The organism is Exiguobacterium sp. MMG028 (assembly GCF_027947425.1).
In the GTDB taxonomy this organism is placed as follows: domain Bacteria; phylum Bacillota; class Bacilli; order Exiguobacteriales; family Exiguobacteriaceae; genus Exiguobacterium; species Exiguobacterium aestuarii_A.
Genome location: NZ_JAQJIN010000001.1, coordinates 984,760 through 1,001,258 on the forward strand (window position 1 = coordinate 984,760; position 16,499 = coordinate 1,001,258).

At 46.6% G+C, this 16,499-nt stretch carries 23 protein-coding genes; 5 read left to right on the plus strand and 18 right to left on the minus strand.

Annotation, left to right across the window (positions count from 1 at the left end):
- Positions 1-3: 3 nt before the first annotated feature.
- From PJK55_RS05190 to PJK55_RS05205, 4 genes are all read right to left on the minus strand, one after another.
- Positions 4-363, minus strand: coding sequence for a DUF3397 domain-containing protein (locus tag PJK55_RS05190; RefSeq protein WP_214691755.1), 360 nt, complete (start codon positions 361-363; stop codon positions 4-6).
- Entirely contained in the window at positions 357-1,196 is an 840-nt protein-coding gene (locus tag PJK55_RS05195) for a 2-dehydropantoate 2-reductase (RefSeq protein ID WP_271305025.1), read from the minus strand. Before PJK55_RS05195 ends, PJK55_RS05190 begins: the two co-directional genes overlap by 7 nt.
- 121 nt (positions 1,197-1,317) lie before the next feature.
- The gene (rpmF, locus tag PJK55_RS05200) at positions 1,318-1,491 is read right to left on the minus strand and encodes a 50S ribosomal protein L32 (protein ID WP_015881300.1); all 174 of its coding nucleotides are present in this window, start codon (positions 1,489-1,491) and stop codon (positions 1,318-1,320) included.
- 22 nt (positions 1,492-1,513) lie between these two features.
- Positions 1,514-2,041 carry a YceD family protein gene (locus PJK55_RS05205; protein WP_074034907.1) on the minus strand — a complete coding sequence of 176 codons (528 nt, stop codon included), beginning with the start codon at positions 2,039-2,041 and terminating at the stop codon, positions 1,514-1,516.
- Positions 2,042-2,197: 156 nt separating this feature from the next.
- Between PJK55_RS05205 and PJK55_RS05210 the strand changes: the two genes are divergently transcribed.
- Entirely contained in the window at positions 2,198-3,328 is a 1,131-nt protein-coding gene (locus PJK55_RS05210) for a tRNA(Met) cytidine acetate ligase (RefSeq protein WP_271305026.1), read from the plus strand.
- Here the strand turns inward: PJK55_RS05210 and PJK55_RS05215 are convergent.
- From PJK55_RS05215 to PJK55_RS05235, 5 genes are read right to left on the minus strand one after another with little or no spacing between them, the layout of a single operon-like run.
- On the minus strand, positions 3,307-4,299 hold the full coding sequence (locus PJK55_RS05215) for a SepM family pheromone-processing serine protease (protein ID WP_271305027.1): 993 nt from the start codon (positions 4,297-4,299) through the stop codon (positions 3,307-3,309). The two genes, PJK55_RS05210 and PJK55_RS05215, sit on opposite strands and share 22 nt — an antisense overlap.
- Positions 4,296-4,790: a pantetheine-phosphate adenylyltransferase gene (gene coaD / locus PJK55_RS05220; protein WP_214691751.1), complete on the minus strand. Its 495-nt coding sequence runs from the start codon at positions 4,788-4,790 to the stop codon at positions 4,296-4,298. Before coaD ends, PJK55_RS05215 begins: the two co-directional genes overlap by 4 nt.
- 5 nt (positions 4,791-4,795) lie before the next feature.
- Positions 4,796-5,362 (minus strand): 16S rRNA (guanine(966)-N(2))-methyltransferase RsmD, encoded by a 567-nt coding sequence (gene rsmD, locus PJK55_RS05225; protein ID WP_074034920.1) that lies wholly within the window; start codon positions 5,360-5,362, stop codon positions 4,796-4,798.
- Between the two features lie 52 nt (positions 5,363-5,414).
- Positions 5,415-5,699: a YlbG family protein gene (locus tag PJK55_RS05230; RefSeq protein WP_243834772.1), complete on the minus strand. Its 285-nt coding sequence runs from the start codon at positions 5,697-5,699 to the stop codon at positions 5,415-5,417.
- On the minus strand, positions 5,653-6,102 hold the full coding sequence (locus tag PJK55_RS05235) for a YlbF family regulator (protein WP_015881293.1): 450 nt from the start codon (positions 6,100-6,102) through the stop codon (positions 5,653-5,655). Before PJK55_RS05235 ends, PJK55_RS05230 begins: the two co-directional genes overlap by 47 nt.
- Before the next feature lie 153 nt (positions 6,103-6,255).
- Here PJK55_RS05235 and PJK55_RS05240 point away from each other — a divergent pair, with 153 nt between their 5' ends.
- The 3 genes from PJK55_RS05240 (at position 6,256) to PJK55_RS05250 (ending at position 7,853) form a co-directional block, all read left to right on the plus strand.
- Positions 6,256-6,990 (plus strand): ATP-grasp domain-containing protein, encoded by a 735-nt coding sequence (locus PJK55_RS05240; protein ID WP_271305028.1) that lies wholly within the window; start codon positions 6,256-6,258, stop codon positions 6,988-6,990.
- A gap of 104 nt (positions 6,991-7,094) precedes the next feature.
- A complete protein-coding gene (locus PJK55_RS05245) occupies positions 7,095-7,457 on the plus strand; it encodes a YugN family protein (RefSeq protein ID WP_015881291.1) in 363 nt (120 codons plus the stop codon).
- 42 nt (positions 7,458-7,499) lie between these two features.
- Entirely contained in the window at positions 7,500-7,853 is a 354-nt protein-coding gene (locus PJK55_RS05250; protein ID WP_271305029.1) for a hypothetical protein, read from the plus strand.
- Between the two features lie 56 nt (positions 7,854-7,909).
- Here PJK55_RS05250 and PJK55_RS05255 read toward each other — a convergent pair whose 3' ends face one another.
- The 9 genes from PJK55_RS05255 to cyoE all read right to left on the minus strand — a co-directional run bounded on the left by PJK55_RS05255 (position 7,910) and on the right by cyoE (position 15,236).
- Positions 7,910-8,185, minus strand: a complete 276-nt coding sequence (locus PJK55_RS05255; RefSeq protein ID WP_214691747.1) for a hypothetical protein — start codon at positions 8,183-8,185, stop codon at positions 7,910-7,912.
- A 5-nt stretch (positions 8,186-8,190) separates the two neighbouring features.
- Positions 8,191-8,805: an SCO family protein gene (locus PJK55_RS05260; protein ID WP_271305030.1), complete on the minus strand. Its 615-nt coding sequence runs from the start codon at positions 8,803-8,805 to the stop codon at positions 8,191-8,193.
- A 21-nt stretch (positions 8,806-8,826) separates the two neighbouring features.
- On the minus strand, positions 8,827-9,288 hold the full coding sequence (locus tag PJK55_RS05265; RefSeq protein ID WP_214691745.1) for a DUF420 domain-containing protein: 462 nt from the start codon (positions 9,286-9,288) through the stop codon (positions 8,827-8,829).
- A 23-nt stretch (positions 9,289-9,311) separates the two neighbouring features.
- Positions 9,312-10,235 carry a cytochrome c oxidase assembly protein gene (locus PJK55_RS05270; protein WP_214691744.1) on the minus strand — a complete coding sequence of 308 codons (924 nt, stop codon included), beginning with the start codon at positions 10,233-10,235 and terminating at the stop codon, positions 9,312-9,314.
- A gap of 134 nt (positions 10,236-10,369) precedes the next feature.
- Complete coding sequence (locus PJK55_RS05275) at positions 10,370-10,699, minus strand: cytochrome C oxidase subunit IV family protein (RefSeq protein ID WP_214698117.1); 330 nt, start codon at positions 10,697-10,699, stop codon at positions 10,370-10,372.
- 1 nt (position 10,700) lies between these two features.
- Positions 10,701-11,327 carry a cytochrome (ubi)quinol oxidase subunit III gene (locus tag PJK55_RS05280; protein WP_015881284.1) on the minus strand — a complete coding sequence of 209 codons (627 nt, stop codon included), beginning with the start codon at positions 11,325-11,327 and terminating at the stop codon, positions 10,701-10,703.
- Positions 11,328-13,196, minus strand: coding sequence for a cytochrome c oxidase subunit I (gene ctaD / locus PJK55_RS05285; protein ID WP_214784093.1), 1,869 nt, complete (start codon positions 13,194-13,196; stop codon positions 11,328-11,330).
- Between the two features lie 38 nt (positions 13,197-13,234).
- A complete protein-coding gene (coxB, locus tag PJK55_RS05290; RefSeq protein ID WP_442899489.1) occupies positions 13,235-14,251 on the minus strand; it encodes a cytochrome c oxidase subunit II in 1,017 nt (338 codons plus the stop codon).
- Between the two features lie 58 nt (positions 14,252-14,309).
- Positions 14,310-15,236 (minus strand): heme o synthase, encoded by a 927-nt coding sequence (gene cyoE, locus PJK55_RS05295; protein ID WP_214783949.1) that lies wholly within the window; start codon positions 15,234-15,236, stop codon positions 14,310-14,312.
- Positions 15,237-15,569: 333 nt separating this feature from the next.
- On the opposite strand from cyoE, the gene PJK55_RS05300 reads away from it, so the two are divergent.
- The gene (locus tag PJK55_RS05300) at positions 15,570-16,475 is read left to right on the plus strand and encodes a COX15/CtaA family protein (protein WP_271305031.1); all 906 of its coding nucleotides are present in this window, start codon (positions 15,570-15,572) and stop codon (positions 16,473-16,475) included.
- Positions 16,476-16,499 lie beyond the last annotated feature (24 nt).

Genomic DNA, 16,499 nt, shown 5'->3' on the forward strand with positions numbered 1-16,499 from the left:
CAATCAACGAATCATTTCTTGGGCCACGCCAATCGCAAATAAAATCGCGTGCGTCGGGACGAGGAGTAAAAAGAGCAAACGCCAGCCGTGGACGAACATCTTTGTGAACAACACTTCCTCATAACGAATCCGCTGCCAGATTGCATTGATCGGAAAGATGGCGCAACACGCCGCAAGCAACAGAAGAAACACTTCCGTCCCGAAGATGGCTTCCAGTAAAACGCCACATGCATAGAACCAGAGCACGACCCCGGCATCACAGGCGAGTTTGAATGAGTTGATTGATTTCGGCATAATTTTTCTAAGTATCATATACACCATAAACCATAAGATGAGTGGAAATGAAACGATATACACTAACACGATGCGCTCGCTCCTATAATCAGTTTATGTAGCAGTGGGATGACTGTAAGTGAAATCTTCATTTGTTCGGCTTTCTCAATCACTGGTTTTAGAATCGCATCCACTTCTGTCGGTCGTCCCTCTTCAAGATCACGCAACATAGAAGAACGATTCTCGGCAGTGCGTTCGATGATCGACTCGATATAAGCATACGAGACACGCTTTGAAAATAGCGGCGTTAGTTCCTCGTAGATGGAATGCGCAATCTCACGATATGGCGCGTTTGCGAGCGCACCATTCGTAACACGGCATAGTGCTGTGATGGGATTGATGATCGCATTCGCAAATAGCTTTTCGATCACAACTTGTTCGATGTCTTCTTCCCAGATGACCTGAAGGGGACTATCTTGAAGTGTGATTGGAAGGAGACCTGTCATGCTCCCGATTCGAATACGGCCGAGTCCACGATGTTCGATGGTGTTTCCCTGTTTCGTCACCCCGTGTTCGACGACACCTATATGAAAACCACGTTGTTTCGCATAATCTAGATGGGCAATTCCGTTCGAGCAAATGAAGACCGGAACTGCTCCAGAGAGTCGTGCCGTCGCCTGTTCGACTTGATGGGCTTTCGTCGTGACAAAAAAGAGATCTTGGTCAGTTTCTTCTAATGTGGCACTAGATTGTAGCGATACATGTGCTGAACCACTCGTCACACCCGTCCGAGAGATTAAAATCTTTTCAGGTGATCCGCTTCGTCCGTATACCGTCACCTCATAATCATCAGCGAGCAAGGATGCCATCAATAGTCCGACCGCCCCGTTCCCGATGATGCCAATCCGTTTGATGGAGTTCATACATGCTTTCCTCCTGAATAGAACTATTTTCGCACAAAAAGTTTACCACATCTTCTCGCCATGACCCAAAAATGACAAACAAAAAAAGAAGTGACCTGATATCAGATCACTTCTTCTCGCATTATTTGCTTGTTACTTCTTTACCGTTGTAATGTCCGCAAGATTTGCAAACACGGTGTGAAAGTTTCATTTCGCCACAGTTCGGGCACTCGTTCATACCAGGTACGTTGAGTTTGAAGTGAGTACGACGAAGACGTTTGCGAGTTTTCGACGTTCTACGGAATGGTACTGCCATCGTTGTCCACCTCCTTGAAAAGTTAACCTTCCTCGTTCTCTTTTTTCGAGAACAGGTCGGCCAGTCCCGCGAATCGCGGGTCAATTTTTGGTTGGGCATCCGGCTGTTCGTCAGTGAGCGTCCAGCCTTCCCCTTCAACCTGAGTTTTGTCTGTTTCGTTCCCATAAACTTGCATCGGGACGTCTAACATGATGAGCTCTTTTACAATCGGTACAAGACTGATTGTATTTCCTTCTGGCAAATTCACGTCATCGAATTGCTCCGTATAACGCCCATTCTCCAAAAAGAAAGGCTCGAGCGATTCAATATCAAATTCATAAGTGACGTCTTCTAACGTTCGCGCATCTGGCAACGTCAGATCACCTTGAATCTTCAGATTGAATGTAACTTGATTAGATGTGAACGATGCATCCCCGTGCACATGCACCGGGCGAATCGAACGGATATCCGGATGGAGCTGAGTCAGCTCTGGTAGTTCTACCATCTCATCGATCGTAAAACCGTCACCCTGGTTTCGGAGCTTAAGTAGCTGTGCAATAGACCATTTCATCCGAATCACCTCAATTGCAACAATATGAATTATAGATAGGCCAACTTGTTTTGTCAATGTTTTTTCTTTACACTAAAATCAGTTGACGACGGCGCTTTGCCAAAGCGTACTTACTCATCTTACACCAATCCATACGACAATGCAAAGGAGTAAATCATGCAAAAGACGGCCATTATCGCAGAGTACAATCCGTTTCACAACGGACACTATTATCAAGCGCAAACCGCACGTCAAGAAACCGGGGCTGATGCCATGATTGCCATCATGAGTGCCCAGTTCACTCAACGAGGAGAACCAGCCTCATTCGATAAGTGGAAACGGGCAAGAGCGGCCGTCGAGAGCGGGGCAATCGACCTCGTCGTCGAACTACCGACCAAGTATGGGGTACAACGGGCGGATCGCTTCGCCATGTCTGCCGTCTCAATCGCCGAACAACTCCGATGCCAAACGCTATCATTCGGAAGCGAAAGCGGAGATGTCGACGCCATTCTTCATGCAGCGCAGTCAAATGTCGAAGAGACACCTCTATATAAAGAGGCACTCCACCAAGCACTACAAGAGGGTCATTCGTCGGCGCAAGCTTCAAGTCGGGCTTTCCGCACCGTCTATCCGTCGTTTGATTTGACACGCCCTAACAATATTTTGGCGTATCATTACGCCAAAGCAGCAAAGACGATTCAGTTACATACGGTGAAGCGTCTCGGGGCAGATTATCACGACACCTCACTCACAGACGTCATGTCGGCCACCGGCATCCGGGCCCATTACCTAGAAACGGGTGAAGTTCGTGCCGTTCCGGCATCGACAGAAGCGATGTTCCAGTCGCAATCGATGACGCATTGGGAACTGTTTTGGCACGTCTTACAATACAAACTCCGCACGTTGCCGCTCCATACGTTGAGCGAGCTCGTCGGCATCGACACGTCCCTCGCACCTCGCCTTAAACGAGCCGGATTCGAAACATCGTTTGAACATGCCCTCACATCCGTTTCGACACGTCGCTATACACGCACATCGATTCAACGAGCGTTCGTGTCCATTCTTCTGCACTGGTTAAAAGAAGAAGCACCGACTCGCTTTGATGATGTTCCCTACGTGAGACCGCTCGCGTTTAATGACATCGGTCGTGTGGCATTACGGGATGTGAAACAAGAATTGCCGCTCATCGGTAAATACGATGAACGGCTCGATTTTGAAGCGCGTGTCACTGAGGCGTATCGACTGCCGCTTCATAACGACACATTGATCGAACACCGCCAGCGACCTCAGTTCATCTCTTCTAAATAACGGATTGCATCTTCGACCTTCTTGACAGGGACGACTTCTATGTCACTGTCGAGACGGTCACGCGATTCAAGCGCTTCCTCATAATTTGAACCGGCCGGGACGAAAAAGACTTCGGCCCCTTCCTCGTCCGCTGCAACAATCTTTTGCCACGCGCCTCCGATTGGTCCGACATTTCCTTCCTCATCGACGGTTCCTGTGCCAGCGATTCGCTTTCCATTCGCCAAATCGCCCGGTGTCAACTGGTCATAAATTTCTAACGTGAACATCAATCCTGCGGACGGTCCCCCGACATTTGTCAAAGCGACATCGACTTTAGGGTCTGCTGTGATCTCCTGGACAGGGAGTGGCTCATAAATACCAATCCCGACGCGGTCACCACTCTGGTCAATCGGTTGAATAAGCGTCTGCACGACACGCTCCTCCCCGTCTCGCTCGATTGTCAGCTCGACTTCATCACCGGCATCCGATTCCATCACCCGATTTAAAAAGTCCATACGTGTCGCAAATGACATGCCGTTGATTGCCGTAATGACATCACCCGGCTTTAAGACGTTGGCAGCGAGAGAGCCCGGAATCGGCGCAGAGACGTAAATTCCTTCAAAATCGACCGTCACTTCTTCGTCAGCGAGCTCATAAGCATATTGGATTGCCGCTTGTTGAGAGGAGTCCATCAAAAGTTGTTGACGTCTGTCGTAGTCCGCCTCGCTTTCTCCATCGTATAAATAACGACTAGATAAATTGGCTTCTGTGAACGGTGTGACCCAACTCTCCACTAACCAAAACGGTGTCGCTCTCCGTTGTGAAATGGTCACCATCATCAGTTCCCCTTCATCCTTTTCGCCACCTTCGACGGTCAGGAACTCTTCAATCGACGTTGCGGCACCTGGTGAAGAAATGTAATAAGGGAGCGGAACGAAGAGAAATAGAAGAACAGTGATGAGCAGACCAAGCCCGATTTTTAGTGATTTCATTGTCCCGAACTCACTTGATACTTTTTACGTAACGCGACTTCGACTTGCTCTGGGACGAGTTCACTGACTGATGCGCCATATTTCGCTACTTCTTTTACGATGGACGAACTGAGGAATGAATATTGACTGTTCGTCATCATGAATAATGTTTCTACGTTCTCATTCAATTTCTTGTTGATTGATGCGATTTGAAGTTCATATTCAAAATCAGATACGGCCCGTAATCCACGCACAATCGTTGCCGCTTCTCGCTCCGCAGCGTACTCGACGAGAAGTCCACCGAACGCGTCAGCCGACACGTTCGGAAGATGTGTCGTCACCTCTCGGATGAGTGCTAATCGTTCTTCCACATCAAATAGTGGGGCCTTGCTGGAATTTTCAAGGACGGCGACAATGACTTCGTCAAAGATGGCCGCCGCTCGTTCGATAATGTCTAAATGTCCATTAGTGATCGGGTCAAAGCTCCCCGGGCAAATCGCAATCCGCTTCATTTGTTTCACTCCTCAATCGATGCATACTCATAAAAGCTGATGGTGATCACCTCTGAGTATCGCTGTTCTTTAATTCGTTCAAGTCGTCCGATACGTTCCGGCAATGTCACGTCGCTCCCGTGTTCACAGACGATGACGCCAACATCAATCAACATGTCAGATTCATCAATCAGTCGTAAGAAATTCTCGTGCTCTTCCGCATGATACGGGGGATCCATAAAGATCAGCTTAAACTGTTCCTTCTGTGCGCGAAGTTGCTCGAGCACCGCCTTGGCGTCTTGGCGATACACGTTCGCCTTGTTTTCATAATGGGTCGCCCGCAAGTTTTCTTGAATCGTTTGCACGGCTTTCGGTTGACGGTCGACAAACACCGCTTCGTCACACCCTCTCGACAACGCCTCGATGCCAAGTCCACCACTGCCCGCATAGAGATCTAACGCTTTCCCACCAGAAAAATAGGGTCCAATGATGTTGAATAACGATTCCTTTACTTTATCTGTTGTCGGCCGCGTAGCCGTTCCTGGGACCGCCTTTAAACGGGTCCCTTTTCGTTCTCCAGATATGACACGCATGTCTTTCCCTCCAGCAGAAAAGATGAAGGTGATGCCACCTTCATCTTTTTGTTTATTTCGATTTTGTCTCGTACGTTTCGGAAATGAATGGACGCTCGCTCCGAACGACCGCTTCCACGAACGGCAATGCCTTTACTTGTTCGAGTACAGCTTCATGACCTTCGAGGTCTGTATAAAGAAACGCATACTTCTCTCGTTTTGAGACAAAGTACAGATTCGCATAACGTCTTAACGCTTTCACTTGTTTCAAGGAATTCACGTATACGACGAACCCGATCCGTTCATTCAACTTAGACGGCGCATCCACAACTTCCGCCTCCTCCGCAACTGCCACCACCGGAACATCCACCTTCGTCAAAGAATGGATTACCAGTCGGGACCTTGATTTTAGGAGAGACTGAATGAGCTAATAGTTCACTCACTTCCCCTAACAACTTATCCAAGCTTCGTTCTGCTTTTTTGAACGCAGCAATTTCCGGCTGAACGTCAAGACGACGTTTGATGAGATGCATCTCTTTTTTGATACGATCGTGGTCCGGATGGTGCTTCCCGAACCGCTGGACGTACTCATAGTCCTCTTTCATCTTTAGGAACTCGCGCTCGATTTCCTTCGCTTCTTGTGATGCGAGACGTGCCGCTTTCGTTTGAATATATGTTTGAAACGATTCGCTTGCTTCAATCAAATCGGTCAATTCTTCAGTTTGATCGAGCAGGGCAATCGTCTGTTCAGTGATTATCATACCCCTCACCCTTTCTGCCATGATTTTACCACAATTGTTTCCCTATGTAAGCAATCCACACTATAATTGAAGTTGACCGCAAGGCGTTCAATGTAGAAAGGAAGTGAATAGACGTACCCAGTGCGTCTGTATATGAAAAAAGTTTCTTTTAATATGATTCGATCAGCCGGAATCAAGACGGATTATGCGAAGCCTGAATATTATTATGATCAACTCGATAAAGTACGCGAAGCTGACCTCGTTTTGTTCCCCGAGTACTGGATGGTCAACTCCATCATTTACGGAATGAACAAAGCCATTTTCCCATCTCCGGCGACATATCATCTCGGGCACGACAAAATCGAAATGACACGTGCCTTTAAAGCGACGTATCCTCACCGTATTCCGAAGACGCTCATTTACGGAAAAAATCCATACACGATTGAACGCGTGTTGGAAGAGTTCCACTATCCGTTCGTTGCCAAAAAAGCCAAATCCTCTATGGGACAAGGGGTATGGTTGATTAAGAACGACCAAGACTGGTTAGAGTATGTCGAGAACCATGATACGTTCTATGTCCAAGAGTTCATCCCAAATGATCGTGATTTACGAGTCATCATTATTGGTGAAGAAGTCGTCGGTGCGTATTGGCGCGTCAGTGAGGCGTTTTTGAATAACGTCGCCCAAGGAGCTAACTTCTCGTACGAAGACATTCCGGAAGACGTCGTCAAAGAAGTTCAATCGATTGCGAATACGTTGCACATCAACCACGCAGCGTTTGACGTTATTGTGACGGAAGAAGGATTCTATATTTTGGAATTCAACGTCTTTTTCGGTTCGGAAGGACTGCTCCCACTCGGGGTAAAACTCCCTCAAAAAATCGAAGAATATTTATCAACATTAAGCTGATCAATCGTTCATCTTTTTTTCACAATTTGAACACACGTTATTCCAAGAACGTTTTTGAATATGGTATGATGACATATGAGGTTTATTCGAAAAGGGGGATTATGATGAAATTTGAGCAGTTCCACATCGAGGGAAAAGAAATCCGTTTTGGTTTGCTCGAGACGATCATGGATCATCATCATTTCATCCGTGAAGGTGCTTGGGATTATGAGCGTGCCACGTATGATATGAAATATGAGAAACAATCGACTGGCGAAACATTCTATCTTCGCTTACCTGTATACGCCATTGAAGGTCAAATCGAAGATCGTCACGCTGTAGTTAAAATGCTCACACCGATTTTAGGGAAGCATTATTATCCACACGGTGTTGAATACGATGAAGTCTTCCCAGAAGAAATCGTCCGCGACTGCGAACGTCGCCTAAAAGCACTCGCAGAAACACTAGAAGTCAAACCCCTTGCATAAGCAAAGGGGTTTCTTTTTGGGCTATATCGGAGGTTCAGAACCTTGAAGAATTCAATCTATCTTGAAAAAGAGAGTAACCTCTTATGCACCGAAGCATCACGCATCCAGTTAAAAATGATTCATCTTCCTGATTCAATTCGTGAATTGGAACAAATGATTTTTTCTAATCAAATACAGACTCTTTATATCTCAACTTATCAAATGAAAGATAGAGATCTATTAGAGCCTCAAGCAATCAGCAATATCCGATCCCAATGGAACGAGTCATTCAGGACACACATCGTACTTTCCAATGAAGCAGATTTAGATGACTTTGAAAATGGATATTGCTTCTTCGCAGAACTTTTTCATGATTCACAAAAAAATAGGATATTAATCCTTTATCAAGCTCACTAAAAAATACGATGATAAAACAAAGCCCACAGAAGCAAATTCGCTTCTGTGGGCTTATATTAGTTGGTCGCAATGATGGTCAACGTCACATCGACCTGACCGAGCAATAAATCAAATTGGTCTCGAACGTAGCGATACAATCGCTCCGCCTCGACGAGTGGTAAAGAGGCAATGATTTGATAATCATAATGGTCTTTCGATCGAGACACGACTTTCACTTCTTTTAAGCCGAACTCAATGGCGCTACATGCGATCAAATCCTCTATCGCCCGTTCCGCGATCGTCACGTCTCCGTATGAATAGTCATTCCCAATCACAGCCATCGTATCGTTCATGGTGATCACTCCTTTTCATTCGCGAGTACTTTAACGTCCTCCATGATAGATTCGATATCAACGGGTTCATCCCCTGCTGTCGCCATCTGAGCGACGGCACGAACATCATGATGACGGTCGATGACGTACATCGTCGTCGCATGCGTCACAAGCCCGCTGTTCGCCTTCGAATAATAAAATTGTAGCTGTCGTGTGATTCGGTCAATGTCGACCTGATCTCCCGTCAACATCTTCCATCCGTTTGGCTCCGCCTGGAACGCTTCCCCGTAGTTTTTGAGTACGGGGACCGTGTCCACTTTCGGGTCGACCGTGATGGCGACGAGCTCTACGTCTGAACCGTATAGATTCTCTGCCTTCAACGCTTTCTCAAGCTTCATAAAATCACGTAGCGTGAGCGGACAAATATCAGGGCAGTTCGTATAAAAGAATGTGACAATTTTTACTTTTCCATTATCGGAATTGTATGTTTCTTCATTCAATGCGTTCGTTAATGTGAACGGGGTTGGCTCTTGGATGACCGGCAAGTCGTCTTGGTTGAAGAATACAAAATACACGGCTACTCCGATGACAACGAGCGTCAGGACGGTCAAACCGACCGTCATATAGCTATTCCGTTTCATACAACTCTCCCTCTCTATGGATCATCCTCCGATTATCGCGCGGAATACGTTCGTCGTTTCACCCGGGTCATATGCCACATAGAGAAGAATATAAACCGTCACACCTGTGATCGCTGTGAAGAACCAAATCACTGATGCTTTCGGTCCGATTTTACGGTGTTTCTCAATCTTGTTTTTATAACCGAGATACAAGGTGATCAAACCGAGGACGCCACCTGTAGTCGCGAGTAGGATATGGAAAATCATAAAGCCGAGATAGAACGGTTTGACAGAATCTGGTCCCCCGAATGCCGTGTTCCCGACAAAGATGGTACGTGAGACGTAAAGGATGAAGAACGTCGTCGCTGCAATCGCGGCCGCCGTCATCACTTTCTTATGTTTTTCGATGTTGCTGCGGTCTTTTGCGATAATCACCCATCCGATGGCGACAAGAATCGCACTGATGACAATGAATGACACACTAATTAAGGCAAGATAGTTCATCAATGTTTCCCCTTTTGTTCTGTTTAATTTTTCTCGTTTGTTTCTTGCGGAGTGAAAGACATGCCTTCATCGAGCGCAAGAGATTTCGTACGGCGTACCCAACCGAAGAACGTCCAGCCGAAGAAGAAGCCGTAAACGATCTCTTGACCGAGTTTCATCAAGACGCCACCGAATCGTTGATCTTCGAGGGCACTGTTCGTCGCTCCCATGAGCGCCTCTAAGTTAATCCCCGACACGTCCCCATTCGGTAGACAATATCCAAGTACCCTAGCGAACGTCTCCGGGTCCGTATACGCGTTATATAGCGTCGTTTGACTGAAGATGATGAGCGCACAGGCTGGTGTTAACAACACTCCATTGGCGATAATATACACCATTCGTTTTAAGTCGGACATGCCTTCCTCTTCGTCCGTCACTAGCGGAACGATGACCGGGTACCACATCGTCAAACTAAAGACGACTAATGCACCGTGGAAGATGCGGTGTACGCCATAGTTCGTCAAGACATAGTCAAATACGACCGGCATGTGATAAATCGAGAATAATGCGTTGAATAAAATGAGCGCGATGAGTGGCTTTGTTAAAAACTTAAACGTTGGCCCAATGAATTTAAAGCTAAGTACTTTTTCAAACACCCAGTACGGTAGACCATAAACGACGAGTGCCGGTGCCAAAATATAGACGAGCACCATTTGGAACATATGCACCGATAAAATGATATGTGCCAACACATCGATTGGACTTCCGAAACCGATATAATACAAGACAATCGCAAACAACATACTAAACTTTTGTAATAACGTGGTCGAGGCATATCCTCGCTTCGCCATTCTCTCTGTCACGACGGCGTATAACACATAAATCCCGACCATGAGCAATCCGAACAGCGGACTCCATAACGTGAGCCAATCAAATTGATTGAGCAGCTCCGACGTATTCCAGAGCATCCGTTCACCCCTTTTCTTTCTCTTCCTAACCTTTGAAACCGTTCACTTCAAGATTACTATTCATTCATTTTTGAAGTAAAGGAAAAAGGACCGAATCATCCGTGTTTCCACAGATGTTCAATCCTTTGTCACAATTACCAAATGAGTAAGCGTAGTGCTGCGACCGTGATGATGGCGATGAAGATACCTAACCACATCATGCCGACGATCCATGTGTTCCCACGGTTATTCATATGCATGAAAATATACAACTGTAGGAAGACTTGAATGACCGCCAAGATGATTAAGAAACCACCTGCTGCCCAGACTGGCATCAGTTCCGCATAGACGGCACCGAATGCCACGAACGTGAGTAAAATCATCATGGCGAAGCTGATCAACTGAAGTTGATACTCGCGCTTCGATTCTGCTTTTACTTCAAGCTCTAATTGTTTGTGCGATTCGTTCATTGCTCGTTTTTCCATATTAGTTCACCATCCCTAAGAGGTAGACGATTGAGAAGATGAAGACCCAAACAACATCGATGAAGTGCCAGTAAAGACTTGATACATAAAACTTCGGAGCGTTGTACACATCGATTGGACGGTTCCAGTTGCGAATCAAGAGTGTCGTGATCCAAAGGAGACCGAACGTAACGTGCGCGCCGTGGAAGCCGACCAACGTGTAGAAGGCTGAACCGAATGCGCTCGACGTGAACGTGTGACCGATGTGGTAGTAGTGAATGAACTCGTAAATCTCAGCACCAAGGAATCCTGCACCAAGAAGGAGCGTCACAATCAACCAAAGCTTCATACGCCCTGGATTGTTTGCTTTCATGTTCATCATCGCAAGGACACTTGTCAGTGAACTTGTGAGGAGGAGCATCGTCATGATGAAGACGAGCTCCATTTCGAAAATGTTATACGAGCGTAACTCCTCTGGCGCACCAGAGTTCAAGAGACCAACGTACGTTCCAAAGAGCGAGGCGAAGAGGACTGTCTCTCCACCAAGGAAGAACCAGAAGGCCACATATTTATTTTTCCCTTCCAGTGTTGCTTTCTCTGGATTGGCCGGGATACCGGTCACTGGGTGTTTTTCTACTGCATGTGCCATTTATTGTTCTCCTTTCTCACGAATCGCTTTCAAGTCTGCTTCGACTTGTGACTTCGGAATGTAGTAGCCGTGATCGTCAATCCAAGAACGTAGGAACATCGAGACGAACGTCATCGCTAATCCAAATCCAATCAATGACCAACCGACGACTGTGTTATCCATCTGGAAGATGGCACCGAGTCCTGCGATAAAGAGGCCGAGTGACATGAAGAACGGAATGAGCGAGTTGTTCGGCATGTGGATGTCCGAAACTTCCTCAGCGACTGACACGCGTTTGTTACCTGCCATTTTCTCGAGCCAGAACGTATCAAGTCCTTTGACGAGTGGCGTTTGTGCAAAGTTGTACTCTGGAGTTGGAACAGGAAGTGTCCACTCAAGCGTACGCCCGTCTCCCCAGTGGTCTGGTTTGACGCGTTCTTTTGACAAGAAGGCTTTCACGACAGCGATGAGCAAGATAATCGTTGATACACCCATGAAGAATGCTCCGGCTGTCGAGAGCGTGTTAAGTGTATCCCAACCTTGACCACCGAGGTACGTGAAGACTCGACGTGGCATACCGAACAATCCGAGGAAATGTTGCGGGAAGAACGTCAAGTGGAAACCGATAAAGAACAACCAGAACTGCCAGTATCCAAGCTTTTCAGAAAGGGCTTTTCCGAACATGAGTGGGAACCAGTAGTAAAGACCTGCGAAGAGACCATATACAACCCCACCTACGATAACGTAGTGGAAGTGAGCGACAACGAAGTAGCTGTCGTGGTACTGGTAGTCGGCTGGTGCGACTGAAAGCATAACCCCTGTCATCCCACCAACGAGGAATGAAGGAATGAACGCGACTGAGTAAAGCATCGCCACGTTAAATTTAATTTGACCGCCCCACAGTGTGAAGAGCCAGTTAAAGATTTTAACACCGGTCGGTACAGCGATTGCCATCGTCGCAACAGCGAAGATCGAGTTCGCAACTGGACCCAGACCGACTGTGAACATGTGGTGAACCCAAACCATGAATCCAAGGAAACCGATGAGCATTGTTGCAAAGACCATCGTCGTGTAACCGAAGAGGCGTTTACGCGCAAATGTTGGAATGATTTCCGAGAAAATACCGAATGCCGGTAAGATCAAAATGTATACTTCCGGGTGACCGAAGATCCAGAAAAGGTGTTCCCAGATGACAACGTTCCCGCCCATTGCTGGGTCAAAGTACGCGGCTCCGAAGAGTCGTTCGAACATCAACATGAACAATCCGACCGTAAGTGGCGGGAATGCGAAGACGATCAATGCCGATGCAACGAAAGTCGTCCATGTGAAGAGCGGCATGCGCATGAGCTTCATACCTGGCGCACGCATGTTCAAGATGGTGACGAGGAAGTTAATCCCGGCCATCAATGAACCGAAACCTGAAATCTGAAGACCGAGGGCGTAGAAGTCTACCCCTGTCGCTTCCGGTTGTGTCGAAAGTGGAGCGTAAGCTGTCCACCCTGCGTTCGGTGCTGCTCCGAAGAACCAGCTCAAGTTAAGCATGACTCCACCGAAGAAGAACAACCAAAAACCTAATGAGTTAATGAATGGGAACGCAACGTCGCGTGCCCCGATTTGAAGTGGTACGACGGCGTTCATGAAACCGAATAGCATCGGCATCGCCGCTAGGAAGATCATCGTCGTCCCGTGCATCGTAATCAATTGGTTAAACGTTTCACCGCTGACGAAATCGTTCATTGGTTTAACAAGTTGCCAACGAATCAGTAATGCTTCAATTCCACCGAGAAGGAGGAAGAAGATTCCTGAGAACAAATACAAAATACCGATTTTTTTGTGGTCAACCGTCGTAATCCAATCCATGATGCCATTGTATTTACGCGATTGCTGCATTGCAGTGGTCTGTGCCACGTGAAATCCCCCTTTTCCCGTTAGTCAATCTTCTGCTCATACAAGAAGTCAACGAGTGCGTCTAATTCTTCGTTGCTGATTTGACCTTCATTGAAACCTGGCATGAGAGCCCCTTGTTTCTTATCTTGCGGGTTACGAATCCACTCTTTCAAGTTGTCCTCGTTGTTTTCGAGGTAACCTGCGAGCCACTCGCGATCGCCGAAGTTCGTTAAACTTGGTGCAACTTTACCGCCGCCGTGACAGCTCAAACAGCTTTCGACATACACAGCTTCACCTGTCGTCAAGTTCGTATTGTCTGCGACGAGTTTCTCACCGTTCTCGTCTTGCTTGGCTTTCATGTCAGCAAGCCATTGATCATATTCTTCTTGCTCGAGCGCGATGACTTTAAAGTCCATAAGGGCATGTGACGGACCGCAAAGCTCTGCACATTTCCCGTAGTAAGTACCTGGTTCATTTGCATGTAACCACATTTCGTTATCAAGTCCTGGGTTCGTATCTGTTTTACCAGATAAAGCCGGTACCCAGAATGAGTGAATGACATCTTTTGATGTCAAGTTGATGCCGACTCGTTTTCCAACTGGGATGACGAGTTCTTGACCTGTCACAACACCTGCTTCTGGATATTCAAATTCCCACCAGTACAAGTTTGCTGTAACGTTGATTTCTTCTTCTTTTTTCGCTTCTTTCGCTTTCGCGAGTTCGACAGTCGTTGTGATTGTCGGAACAGCGAGAATGATGAGAAGGATAATCGGAACGACTGTCCAAATCATCTCAAGTGTACTGCTACCTTCAACTTGCTTCGGAATCGATTCATCTTTCCGACGGAACTTCATGAGCACGTACACGTAAATGACCGATACGATGATGAGTACGAAGAGCATGATCGCCAAACTGATGAGAATGATGCGGAGCTGAAGCTCAGCCCCTTCTCCCATCGGCTTCAATGCAGACAATCCCTCTTGACCGCAACCTGACAACAGGACTGCGAACATCATCATCGGGACGATGCCAAACAGAAGCTTCTTAAATGATTTCACAACAATCCCCACTTTCTCCCAAAATGATGTGTAATGGTTTTCTATATAGTGAGTGCGATTATGCCATTGCTGCTGTCAAAATCAGCGCGATAATCCACACGACTAAATAAATTAATGAATAGAAGAACATTTTGTTTGCCCACTTAATTTCGTCCTCGGCATTGAATCCTTTCAATCCGAGATACAACCAGTAGCCCCCTAAACCGGCTGCGACTGTCAAGTAAACAAGACCATAGTGCATAAATAAGAGCGATGCCGGAATCAGCGTCGCAATCCACCAGATGATCTGCCGTTTTGTGATGGCAAATCCGTTCACGACCGGAAGCATCGGAATGCCTGCCGCTCGATACTCTTCCGTGCGTCGCATAGCGAGCGCTAGGAAGTGAGGTGGTTGCCATAAGAACATGACAAGAAACATGAGCCACGCATCAATATACAAGTTCGGATCAAGTGCTGCCCAACCGATGAGCGGTGGAACGGCTCCCGAAATACTACCGACGACCGTATTGAGCGTACTCGTACGCTTCAGCCACATCGTATAAATCACGACATAAAAAAATGCCCCGATTAAACCGAATACAGCGGCGACGTACGATACAAGGAGCAATAACAGAGTTCCTAACGCAAGTTGTGTCAATCCGAGGAGTAAAATCTTCTCCCCTGAAATCTTGCCGTTTACACTCGGTCGATTGTCCGTACGATCCATTAAGTAATCGATATCTCGGTCCACAAAGTTGTTTAGGTAACAACTCCCCGAAATCACGAGTGCGCTTCCTAACATCGTTAATAAGAGCTGTGGCCAAACTTCAAACAAATAAAGGACTGGCGTATCGCTCTGATACGTCGCTGCCACGAAGAAACCTGCAAACACCAACATCAAGTTGGCGCGAACGATTCCCATTTTCGCTAAGGCGACGTAATCTCGGAATGACGTTGACTCTGTATATTCTACATCTACGGTCATTCCTGGGTTGACTTTTGTCATACTGACCCCCCCACATAATCACGAAATCCTCGCATTCTCTTCACAGAAAAAACACAATATGAACAAAATACACTTAACTCTCTACAAAGATACCATATTTTTTTATAAAATACGCCCTTTATGCTTGTAAAATAGCGAGTTTTTTGTGTCTATAGTGTGATATTTGTCACACCTTATGTGCCTTACTAATATTAGAATAACGTTTTTGATAACGATTGCAAGCTTTTCCATTTCGTTTTTTGAACGGAAAGCCGTATAATAAGTATGGCGAAAAAAATATAAATAAACAAGGTACATTTTTAACGGATTTTGATTAGAAGCAGGTGGTATTGCATGCATAAAAAACTCGCGTTTTTCTCAGGGTTTGTCACCCTCGGAATGATGCTTGTCCTCATCATGGGTGGAACCGTGACGAAGACAGACTCAGGGGATGGTTGTGGGACTGACTGGCCACTCTGTCACGGTAAGTTGATTCCGACCAATCCAAGTGTTGAGACGATGATTGAGTACAGTCACCGCGTCGTCTCGGGAATCGAAGGTCTCTTGATCATCGCACTCGCCATTTGGACGTTCATCGCGGTCAAACATCGTGTCGATGTGAAAATCTTTGCGTTTCTCGCATTTATCTTTATGCTCATCCAATCGATTATCGGAGCAGGGGCGGTTATTTGGCAACAATCAGATGCCATCTTGGCCCTTCACTTCGGAATTTCTCTCGTCTCGTTTGCATCGCTACTCATTTTGACGATTCTATTATTCGAGGGTGACCGAGAGCATAAAGTCGTATCCAAACGGTTGAGATCTCATCTTTACGGTCTTTCGATTTACACGATGGTTGTCGTGTACACAGGAGCCTATGTCCGTCACCTCGGTGCTACATATGCTTGTGTCGGTTGGCCGATTTGTGAACAAGAAGTGTGGACATTTGAGTCTTATGTTCAAATGGGTCACCGTGTGATGGCTGGACTACTTGTCTTGTACACGTTGTATGTCCTCTATCTTGCTCGAAAAGAGATGAATCGATTAATCGAACGCGGCATGATGGCGTCTCTTTTCTTCATTCTTCTTCAAGTCGGGACTGGCGCATGGATCGTACTCGGTGGACACGCCACGTACGTGCCACTCCTCCATGCATTCTTGATCACTTGCTACTTCGGCATCCTGTCCTATCTCGCTTACCACGCGTACCGTTCGACGGACCGACAAATTGATTCACAATTAAAAGACATGAACGGATAAGTAAACAAAAAAGCGCCGCGGCGC

What these genes read in the sequence shown, in the direction of transcription:
- PJK55_RS05195 (WP_271305025.1), bottom strand. Translation starts at nt 1,196, where the DNA reads ATGAACTCCATCAAACGGATTGGCATCATCGGGAACGGGGCGGTCGGA.
- rpmF (WP_015881300.1), bottom strand. Translation starts at nt 1,491, where the DNA reads ATGGCAGTACCATTCCGTAGAACGTCGAAAACTCGCAAACGTCTTCGT.
- PJK55_RS05205 (WP_074034907.1), bottom strand. Translation starts at nt 2,041, where the DNA reads ATGAAATGGTCTATTGCACAGCTACTTAAGCTCCGAAACCAGGGTGAC.
- PJK55_RS05210 (WP_271305026.1), top strand. Translation starts at nt 2,198, where the DNA reads ATGCAAAAGACGGCCATTATCGCAGAGTACAATCCGTTTCACAACGGA.
- PJK55_RS05215 (WP_271305027.1), bottom strand. Translation starts at nt 4,299, where the DNA reads ATGAAATCACTAAAAATCGGGCTTGGTCTGCTCATCACTGTTCTTCTA.
- coaD (WP_214691751.1), bottom strand. Translation starts at nt 4,790, where the DNA reads ATGAAGCGGATTGCGATTTGCCCGGGGAGCTTTGACCCGATCACTAAT.
- rsmD (WP_074034920.1), bottom strand. Translation starts at nt 5,362, where the DNA reads ATGCGTGTCATATCTGGAGAACGAAAAGGGACCCGTTTAAAGGCGGTC.
- PJK55_RS05235 (WP_015881293.1), bottom strand. Translation starts at nt 6,102, where the DNA reads ATGATAATCACTGAACAGACGATTGCCCTGCTCGATCAAACTGAAGAA.
- PJK55_RS05240 (WP_271305028.1), top strand. Translation starts at nt 6,256, where the DNA reads ATGATTCGATCAGCCGGAATCAAGACGGATTATGCGAAGCCTGAATAT.
- PJK55_RS05245 (WP_015881291.1), top strand. Translation starts at nt 7,095, where the DNA reads ATGAAATTTGAGCAGTTCCACATCGAGGGAAAAGAAATCCGTTTTGGT.
- PJK55_RS05255 (WP_214691747.1), bottom strand. Translation starts at nt 8,185, where the DNA reads ATGAACGATACGATGGCTGTGATTGGGAATGACTATTCATACGGAGAC.
- PJK55_RS05260 (WP_271305030.1), bottom strand. Translation starts at nt 8,805, where the DNA reads ATGAAACGGAATAGCTATATGACGGTCGGTTTGACCGTCCTGACGCTC.
- PJK55_RS05265 (WP_214691745.1), bottom strand. Translation starts at nt 9,288, where the DNA reads ATGAACTATCTTGCCTTAATTAGTGTGTCATTCATTGTCATCAGTGCG.
- PJK55_RS05270 (WP_214691744.1), bottom strand. Translation starts at nt 10,235, where the DNA reads ATGCTCTGGAATACGTCGGAGCTGCTCAATCAATTTGATTGGCTCACG.
- PJK55_RS05275 (WP_214698117.1), bottom strand. Translation starts at nt 10,699, where the DNA reads ATGGAAAAACGAGCAATGAACGAATCGCACAAACAATTAGAGCTTGAA.
- PJK55_RS05280 (WP_015881284.1), bottom strand. Translation starts at nt 11,327, where the DNA reads ATGGCACATGCAGTAGAAAAACACCCAGTGACCGGTATCCCGGCCAAT.
- ctaD (WP_214784093.1), bottom strand. Translation starts at nt 13,196, where the DNA reads ATGCAGCAATCGCGTAAATACAATGGCATCATGGATTGGATTACGACG.
- cyoE (WP_214783949.1), bottom strand. Translation starts at nt 15,236, where the DNA reads ATGACAAAAGTCAACCCAGGAATGACCGTAGATGTAGAATATACAGAG.
- PJK55_RS05300 (WP_271305031.1), top strand. Translation starts at nt 15,570, where the DNA reads ATGCATAAAAAACTCGCGTTTTTCTCAGGGTTTGTCACCCTCGGAATG.